The organism is Streptomyces sp. LS1784 (assembly GCF_020103755.1).
GTDB lineage: Bacteria > Actinomycetota > Actinomycetes > Streptomycetales > Streptomycetaceae > Kitasatospora.
On sequence record NZ_JAHSQD010000375.1, the window covers coordinates 1 to 8,194 of the forward strand.

At 75.3% G+C, this 8,194-nt stretch carries 8 protein-coding genes and 1 pseudogene; 2 read left to right on the top strand and 7 right to left on the bottom strand.

Annotated elements, in window-relative coordinates; all coding sequences use genetic code 11:
* From KS423_RS31480 to KS423_RS31510, 7 genes are all read right to left on the bottom strand, one after another.
* On the bottom strand, positions 1–251 hold a 251-nt coding region (locus tag KS423_RS31480), incomplete at its 3' end, for an AMP-binding protein (RefSeq protein WP_224283168.1).
* An 80-nt stretch (positions 252–331) separates the two neighbouring features.
* Positions 332–565 (bottom strand): phosphopantetheine-binding protein, encoded by a 234-nt coding sequence (locus KS423_RS31485; RefSeq protein WP_224283169.1) that lies wholly within the window; start codon positions 563–565, stop codon positions 332–334.
* Entirely contained in the window at positions 562–1,272 is a 711-nt protein-coding gene (locus KS423_RS31490) for an isochorismatase family protein (protein ID WP_224283170.1), read from the bottom strand. The genes KS423_RS31485 and KS423_RS31490 overlap by 4 nt, the downstream gene beginning before the upstream one ends.
* A 50-nt stretch (positions 1,273–1,322) precedes the next feature.
* Positions 1,323–2,990 carry a (2,3-dihydroxybenzoyl)adenylate synthase gene (locus tag KS423_RS31495; protein WP_224283171.1) on the bottom strand — a complete coding sequence of 556 codons (1,668 nt, stop codon included), beginning with the start codon at positions 2,988–2,990 and terminating at the stop codon, positions 1,323–1,325.
* Positions 2,987–4,198 (bottom strand): isochorismate synthase DhbC, encoded by a 1,212-nt coding sequence (dhbC, locus tag KS423_RS31500; protein ID WP_374120059.1) that lies wholly within the window; start codon positions 4,196–4,198, stop codon positions 2,987–2,989. Before dhbC ends, KS423_RS31495 begins: the two co-directional genes overlap by 4 nt.
* Before the next feature lie 109 nt (positions 4,199–4,307).
* A complete protein-coding gene (locus KS423_RS31505; protein WP_224283172.1) occupies positions 4,308–5,090 on the bottom strand; it encodes a 2,3-dihydro-2,3-dihydroxybenzoate dehydrogenase in 783 nt (260 codons plus the stop codon).
* 451 nt (positions 5,091–5,541) lie between these two features.
* Complete coding sequence (locus KS423_RS31510; protein WP_224283173.1) at positions 5,542–6,801, bottom strand: CapA family protein; 1,260 nt, start codon at positions 6,799–6,801, stop codon at positions 5,542–5,544.
* Between the two features lie 271 nt (positions 6,802–7,072).
* Here KS423_RS31510 and KS423_RS48155 point away from each other — a divergent pair, with 271 nt between their 5' ends.
* Both KS423_RS48155 and KS423_RS31525 read left to right on the top strand, forming a co-directional pair.
* On the top strand, positions 7,073–7,873 hold the full coding sequence (locus KS423_RS48155) for a universal stress protein (RefSeq protein WP_308020270.1): 801 nt from the start codon (positions 7,073–7,075) through the stop codon (positions 7,871–7,873).
* Positions 7,874–7,974: 101 nt separating this feature from the next.
* Positions 7,975–8,194 (top strand): annotated as a pseudogene (locus KS423_RS31525) (hypothetical protein); the annotation flags it as partial.

Below are 8,194 nucleotides of genomic sequence, written 5' to 3' on the forward strand. Positions count from 1 at the left end.
GTCAGCAGCTCCGCCGGACGCCGGACGGCCGCCAGGCCGACCACCGCGCCCGGGCGGGCCCCACGGGCGGCCAGGGCGCGCGCCAGCCGGTTGGCCGAGACGTTCAACTCCTGGTAGCTGACGGTCTCCCCGCCCGCGAGCACCAGCGCCGGCGCGTCCGGCGTCCGGGCCGCCTGCGCCTCGACCGGCCCCACCGCGGTGGTCGCCGGGTACCGCACCGCACGACGTGGCAGCGGAGGCAGCTCGGACACCGAGGCCGCCGAGGGCGGCACCGCGGCCGGTTCCGCTCCGCGAACCGCGTCCCGGACCGCCCCGCCCACCCCCGCCGCCATCACGCCGCGCCCAGCAGCTCGGCCCAGGCCCGGATCTCCGGGCGCTCCGCGAGTCGGACGAACGCCACCTCGGCGCCGTCCTCCTGCCAACGCGCGGCGAGGGTCATCAGCCGGATGGAGTCCAGCCCCCAGTCGACCAGGTTCTCGTCCAGCGGGATCTCCGCCGGGTCCTCGTCGAGCAGGTCGGCGACCTCGGCCCGGATCCGCTCCACCGTGAAGCCCGCGCCCGTCACTTCCCGCCCACCCCTTCGAGTTCCACGAGGTCCGAAACCCCTGGGACGCCCGAGGCGGCCGGCTCCGCGACCGGCCCCAGCGCCCCGAGCACGGCCTGCGCCGTGGTGACCACCCCGCAGCGCCCGGCCACCCAGGCCAGCGCGCCGCGGTGCTCGGCCGGGCCGAAGTCGGCGACCGCGTCGGCCACCACGAAGGCCTGCACGTCCCGCATCCAGGCGTCGCAGGCGGTGGCCTGCACCCCGATGTGCGCGTACACGCCGGTGATCACCAGCTGGTCCCGCCCCTGCTCGCGCAGCAGCTGCTCCAACTCGGTGCGCACGAAGGCGCTGTACTTCCACTTGGTGAGCACCGTGTCGCCCGGTGCCGGGGCGACGGCCTCGGCGATCGCGGTGGCCCGCGGGTCGTCCGGGATGCCCGGGCCCCAGAAGTCCTGCTGCAGCCCGCGTTCGGCCGGGCTCTGTCCGCCGAGCTGCGCCGAGTACACGACGGGGACGCCGGCTGCGCCCGCTGCCCCGGCCAACACCGCGACGTTGCCGAGGAGTTCGGGCACCGGAGCGGCCTCGGTGTCGAAGGCGTCCAGGAAGTGGTTCTGCAGGTCGTGCACCAGCAGGACGGCACGCGCCGGGTCCACCGTCCAGGCGACCCGGTTGGCGGGCAGTTCCTCGGCGGCGGGCATGGGATAGCGGGGGATGCGGGGCAGGCCCACGGTGGTGCTCCTTGGATTCGGTCCGGAAGCCGGATGCGGACGGGAAGGGATCAGCCGGCGGTCAGCGAGGCCGCGATCGCGGCGCGCAGGTCCTTCTTGCTGACCTTCCCGATCCCGGTGGCCGGGAAGGCCGCGACGAACTCGACCCGGTCCGGCACCTTGTACTCGGCGAGTCCGCGCTGCCGCACGAACCGCTTCAACTCGACGCCTTTCGGGGGCTTTTCACGGTGATCGGCGCGCAGCACCACGTACGCGCAGGTGCGCTCGCCCAGGTACGGGTCGGGCATCGACACCACCGCCGCGTCGTGCACCGCGGGGTGCGCGAGCAGGTGGTTCTCGATCTCCTCGGCGGCGACCTTCTCGCCGCCCCGGTTGATCTGGTCCTTGGCCCGCCCCTCGACCACCAGGTGGCCGGTCGGGGTGCGCCGGACCAGGTCCCCGGTGCGGTAGAACCCGTCCGCGGTGAAGGAGTCGGCGTTGTGCGCGGGCGCGTTCCAGTAGCCGCGGATGGTGTACGGGCCGCGCGTGAGCAGGTGGCCGGTGGCGCCGTCGGGCAGGTCGCGGTCCTGGTCGTCCACCACCCGGACCTCGTCGTCCGGCGAGATCGGCCGGCCCTGGGTGGTGGTGACCAGATCCTCCGGGTCGTCCAGCCGGGTGTAGTTGACCAGTCCCTCGGCCATCCCGAACACCTGCTGGAGGATGCAGCCGAGCACCGGCCGCACCCTCCGGGCCGCCTCCTCGCTGAACTTGGCGCCGCCGACCAGCAGCACCTCCAGGCTCTCGTAGCCGCGGGCGCCGCGCTCGGCCGCGTCCAGCCAGAGCAGTGCGAGCGGCGGCACCAGCCCGGTGACGGTCACGCCCTCGCGCTCGATCAGCGGGAAGGCCGTCTCCGGGGCGGGCTGCGGGCAGAGCACCACCCGGCCGCCGGCGTACAGCGTGCCGAGCGAACCCGGCGAGCTGAGCGGGAAGTTGTGGGCGGCGGGCAGCACGCACAGGTAGACGCTGTCCGGGTCGTGCCCGCACAGCTCGGCCGAGCCGCGCAGGGAGTAGATGTAGTCGTCGTGGGTGCGCGGGATCAGCTTCGGCACACCGGTGCTGCCGCCGGAGAGCTGGAGGAAGGCGACGTCCCCGGGGCCGGGCTCGCCGCCGAAGGCCTCGGGGCCGGGACCGTCGCAGGGAACGTCCGCGAGCCGGACGTGCTCCCCCGGGTCCTCACCGGCCACCAGCACCAGCCGCAACGCGGGGTTCTCCGCCCTTACCCGGCCTGCGAGTTCGCGGTAGTCGTAGCCGCCCTCGACGGCCGGCACCACGTACGCCGCCGCCTCGGTGAAGGAGCAGAAGTACCCGATCTCGGCGTACCGGTGGGCGGGCAACGCGAAGACCGGCAGCGCGCCGATCCGGAACAGCCCGAAGATGACCTCGAAGAACTCGGCGGCGTTGGGAAGTTGGACCACCACCCGGTCCCCGGACCGGATGCCCCGGGCGAGCAGTCCGGCGGCCATCCGGTCGGCCCGGCGGTCGAGTTCGGCGTACGTCCAGCGCCGCTCCGTCACCGCCACCGAGTGGCCGCCCGGGTCGACGACGGCGATCCGCTCGCCGTGCGCGGCGGCGCGCTCGCGCAGCATCCGCCCGAAGGTCTCGCCGCGCCAGTAGCCGGCGACCCGGTAGCGCTCGGCGAACTCGGCGGGGTACGGGGTGAACCCGTCCAGCGGTGTCACCGGGCCACTCCCGCGGCGTCCAGGAAGGTGCGGAACTTGGCGCCGGTCTCGGCGAGTTCGTCCTCCGGCCGGGACTGCTCGACCACGCCCGCGCCGGCGTACACCCGCAGCGTCCGCCCCTGCGCCTCGGCGCAGCGGATGGTGACCACCCACTCGCCGTCGCCGGTCGCGTCCTCCCAGCCGACCATGCCGGTGTAGAGGCCGCGGTCGAAGGGCTCGACCTCGCCGATCACCCGGCGCGCGACGTCCGTCGGCGTGCCGCAGACCGCCGGGGTGGGGTGCAGCGCGCAGGCCAGTTCCAGGGCGGAGACCGCGGGGTCGGCCAGCTCGCCCCGGATCGTGGTGGCCAGGTGCCACATCGCGGCCGTCCGGACCAGGGTGGGCCGTTCGGGTACCTCCAGGGTGCGGCAGTACGGTTCCAGCGCCTCGCGGATGGCGTCCACCACGACGGCGTGCTCGTGCAGGTCCTTGGGCGACTCCAGCAGCGCGGCGGCGCGCCGGACGTCCTCGCCGAGGTCCTCGCTGCGCGGCACCGAGCCGGCCAGCGGGTTGGCCAGCACGGCCGTTCCCCGCCGGGAGAGCAGGAGTTCGGGGCTGGCGCCGATCAGGGTGCGGCCGCCGCCTGCCGGGACGGCGAAGGTGTAGCCGCCCGGGTCACGCCGGGCCAGCCGCTGCAGGACGGCGGGCAGGTCGAGCGGCTCGGCGGCACTCAGCTCCAGCGTCCGGGCCAGCACCACCTTGCTCAACTCCCCGCCGCGCAGCCGCTCGACGGCCGCCGCGACGCCCGCGCCGTACGCCTCCGGCGCGGGCACCGGGTCGATCCGCCAGTCGATCCGCTCGGCCGACGGCGCGGGCAGGGCGATCAACGGGTCGTCGCGCAGCGCACCGGCGGTGCGGACCCGGGCGGGGACGGCGAGTTCGACCCGGCTGTCCCGGTCGAACGCCACCGCGCCGACCACCAGCGGCCGCTCGACCCCGGCCCGGCCCGCCTCGGCCAGCGCCTCGGTGACCCGCACCGGCAGCGGCCGACCGTCCTGCGGTACCCGGGCGTGCACACCGGAGCCGAGCAGGGTGCGGGTCGGCGAGGCGAAGAACGTCTCGTCGGAGCCGGCCCGGTACTGGCCGAGCAGTCCGCTGGCCGCGCCGATGACGGCGTGGTCCGGGCCGTCGGCGAGGGAGGTCGCCGGGGCGTCGGGCCCGGCGGGTATCGGCCCGGCAGGGGCGTGGTGCACCGTGGTCACGGCGGTTTCTCCAGTCTGGGACGGTTCTACGGGAGGACGAGGAGGAGGGGGTGGGCGGAGCACCGCTCGGCTCCACTCAGGCGCGCAGGGTCGCGCCGCCGTCGACGTACAGGTCGTGCATGGTGATGTGCCGCGCCCGGTCGGAGGCCAGGAACACCACCGCCTCCGCGATGTCGGCGGGCGCGGCGATCCGCCCGAGCGGGATGCCGACCCGCCAGGCGCCCGGGTCGCCCTCGATCACCCGGCGCTCGGCCGCCTCGGCGTCCTCGCCCCACAGCGCGCGCTGCATCTCGGTGTCGGTCGAGCCGGGCGACACCACGTTGCACCGCACCCCGGACCGGGCGAGTTCCAGTCCCAGACAGCGGGTGAACATGGTGGCCGCCGCCTTGGACGCCGCGTAGGCGGCCATCCCGGCCCGCGGCACCCCCGCGGCGTTGGACCCGACGGTCACGATCGCCCCGCGTCCGCGGGCCGCCATCCGACGGCCGACGGCACGGCTGGCGTGGAAGACGCCGGTGGTGTTGACGGCGAAGGTGTCCGCCCAGTCCCCGTCGGTGAGTTCGACGACCGGAGCGGTACGCAGGATCCCCGCGACGTTCACCAGCGTGCCGATCGGCCCGAGCTGACTTTCGGCCAACTCCACGGCTCCGTCCACGGCCTGGGCGTCGGAGACGTCCAGCACGTACGGACGCACGGACGGCACCTCGGCCACCAGGGCGTCGAGCCTGTCGGCATCGCGGTCCACGGCCGCGACGACGGCACCTTCGGCCACCAGCGCCCGCACCACGGCCGCGCCGATGCCCTGCCCGGCCCCGGTGACCATCGCGACGACACCGGCGAATTCGGACTGTTGCTGCACAGGACATCCCCTCCGACCAGCAAGATTAGGCAAGCCTAACCTAACACAGCTGTTCACCCGCGCCGAGAGCCTGTGCGAACGTCAACTCGCTCCGGCCGCCCGCCCCGGAAGCACGCCCGGACACGACGAGGCCGCCCGGCCCCAGACGGGTCGGGCGGCCTCGGTGTCCCGTTGTGGTCGCCCCGCGGGTTCCTACGGCAGGCGGCTCGCGAAGACCGGGTCGAAGCCGTCGTGGCCTTCGCCGTCGAGATGCCGCGCACGGTGCAGGCCGCCGCGCAGGGCGACGCGCCGGAAGGCGAGGCTCGCCGGGCGGACGCGGGCGGTCGGCGGGAGGCCGGCAGGAGGTCGGGGGCATGCGGCGGCCGCCCAGGCGGCGGTGGCGGCCTCGGCGGGGCGCTGCGGAGAGGGTCGGTCGGTCGTCAGTTCCTCACGCCCGCCCGTGACGGGCGCCCTAGTGTGGTGCGGCGGGGGCCGTCGAAGCCTTCGCGGGAGCCGTCGGCGCCTTGGCGGGAGGAGTCGAGGCGGGAGGAGTGGAACCGGGAGCGGTGGGGGCGGTCGGAGCCGGGGCAGGCGCCGCCGCGCCGGGGGCGGCCGGTGCCGGGGAGAGGCCGGTGCAGCCGCGCAGGCCGTCGCGGCGCTTGAGGGCGGCCTCGGCGGTGGCACCGGTGACCGGCTCCGGGATGCCCTTGTCGTCGATGGTGGCCGGGGTGAAGGCCTCGCCGGTCACCTTGCCGTCGGCGGTGAGGGTGAGGGTGGTGACGCCGGTCTCGTTGGAGTTGGCGTAGTTGGAGGTGCCGTACCAGAGGAAGTTGCCGAAGCCGTACCCGATGTAGGTGTTGCCGAGCATGCCCGAGCCGACCATGGTGTGCGCGTGGGTGCCGACCACGGCGGTGGCGCCGGCGGTGGCGAGTTTCTTGGCGATGGTGGTCTGCGGACCGGTCGGGCAGGCCTTGCCCTCGTCGCCCCAGTGCAGGTAGACGAGCACCACCGGGGCCTGCTGCTTCGCCGTCTCCACCGCTTTGACCAGCGCCGGGACGTCCAGCGCCGAGGCGATGCCCGGCTTGTTGGCGCCGGCCCGCCACTTCTGGTTGGTGATGTCCTCGACCTGGCTGGCGGCGACCACGGCGACCTTCACCCCGCGCACGGTGGTGACGTACGGCGCGTACGCCTCCTTGGCGTTGCGCCCGACGCCGACCACCGGGATCGGCGAGGAGTCCTTGGCGGCGAGGGTGTCGGTGAGGCCGTCGGCGCCGAAGTCCACGGCGTGGTTGTTGGCCATCGAGACGACGTCGACGCCCGAGTCCTTGAGCACCGACAGCGCCTTGGGCGAGGTGCGGAAGGTGTACGTCTTCGGCTCCGGGGCGCCGCGCCCGGTGATCGCGGTCTCCAGGTTGAGGACGGACAGGTCGGCGTCGGCGAGGGTGCGGGAGATCGGGCCGAGCGCCGGCTCGGGCGGCTGGACAGCCAGCCGGGCCTCGGTGCGGCCCTCGAAGTGGACGTCCCCGGCGAAGGCGACGGTGATGGTGCCGTCGGGCCGGGGCGGGGCGCTCTTGCCCGGGGCCGTGCCGGAGGGCGAGCCGTCCGGCGCCGAGGACGCGCTCGGCGGGACGGGGGCGGCGGAGGCCGGGGCCGGGCCGGGGTCGTCCGGCCCGCAGGCGGCGACGGCGGTCATTCCGACGAACAGCGCGACGGTGGCCGCGAAACGGCGCATGAGTGGATCCCCCCGAGGATGATGCAAGCGCGGTCAGCCTACGCCACCGAATCACCACCACCTGGACCCGAGCCCGCAACATTCCGGCCACAAAGGGCACTGGCGGGCCCTGCCCGGGCGGCGGCGGCCGCTCCCCGGACGGCCCCCTGGCCCACCCGTCCCAATCGCCCCGCCCGACCCGGCCGCCGCGTCCCTGGCGCGGAGGCGGGCGGGCGCGCAGCGTGGTGTAGAGGGGGCGAGCTCCGTGCCGTAGGCCGGGAGGTGTGACGTGATGGGCAGCAATCAGCCCTCCCCCGTGGGCGGCGATCAGGCCTCCCCCGCGGGCGGCAGCCGACCCTCCCCGGCCCGGGCACGCCGGATCGTGGTCGGCATCGACGGCTCCGAGCCGTCGAAGGCGGCCCTGCACTGGGCGGTCGGCCAGGCCGTACTGACCGGGGCGACGGTGCACGCGGTGGCGGCCTGGGAGTACCCCTCGCTGTACGGGTGGTTCGCACCGATGGTGGACGACGGTTTCGAGCAAACCGCCCGCCGCACGCTGAGCGCCGAGATCAACCAGGTCCTCGGCCCGGACAGCCCGGTGGAGGTCCGGCAGAGCCTGGTGCTCGGCCACGCCGCCGAGGTGCTGCTGGAGGCGGCCGAGGGGGCCGACCTGCTGGTGCTGGGCAGCCGGGGCCGGGGCACCTTCGCCCGGGCGCTGCTCGGCTCGGTGTCCACCCGCTGCGCGGTGCACGGGGTCTGCCCGGTGGTGATCGTCCGCGCCGACGGGACGGTCGCCGCCCCGCCGCAGGCCGTGGCCGCCGGCGTCGAACAGCAGGCTCGCGGCGCCGTGCGCACCAAGGACTGGCAGCTCAGCCTGCACGTGGTCGAGGACGAGGACACCACCCGGGTGCACGCCGTGCTGGACGCCGACGGCAACGTGCTGCACAGCGACACCCGCTCCCGCCGCAACCCCCGCGACGCGCCGGCCCCGGAGGTCGGCGACGATTTCGCGGTCGGCCGTGCCCTGGTGGACCTCGGCCACCAGTTGCTGCGCGCCGGCGTCCACGGCGCAACCGGGCCCACCGAGGAGTGAGCGACCACCCACCCGTGGGTGAGCACCGGGCCGCAGGGTGAGCGCCGACCGGTCGGGTACGCCATGCTGGATCACCGCTGAACCACCGTACCGCCCCTCCCGTGCCCCGACCGGAAGAGCCGCACCCCGCCATGGACACCGACCCGGCCCCCGAAAGCCCGGCCCCCGAACGCGCCCCGACCCCGGACTTCACCTCCGCCCCCGAACGCACCCGGGCCCCGGACTTCACCCCCGCCGAGCGCGCCCGGGGCCGTGCGCTGCGCCGCGCCCAGCTGCCGTGGGCACTGGGCGGCCGGCTGGCGGGCCTGGCGCTGACCCTGC

Coding starts and splice junctions, on each gene's coding strand:
- KS423_RS31510 (WP_224283173.1), bottom strand. CDS start 6,801: ATGCGCCGTTTCGCGGCCACCGTCGCGCTGTTCGTCGGAATGACCGCC.
- KS423_RS48155 (WP_308020270.1), top strand. CDS start 7,073: ATGGGCAGCAATCAGCCCTCCCCCGTGGGCGGCGATCAGGCCTCCCCC.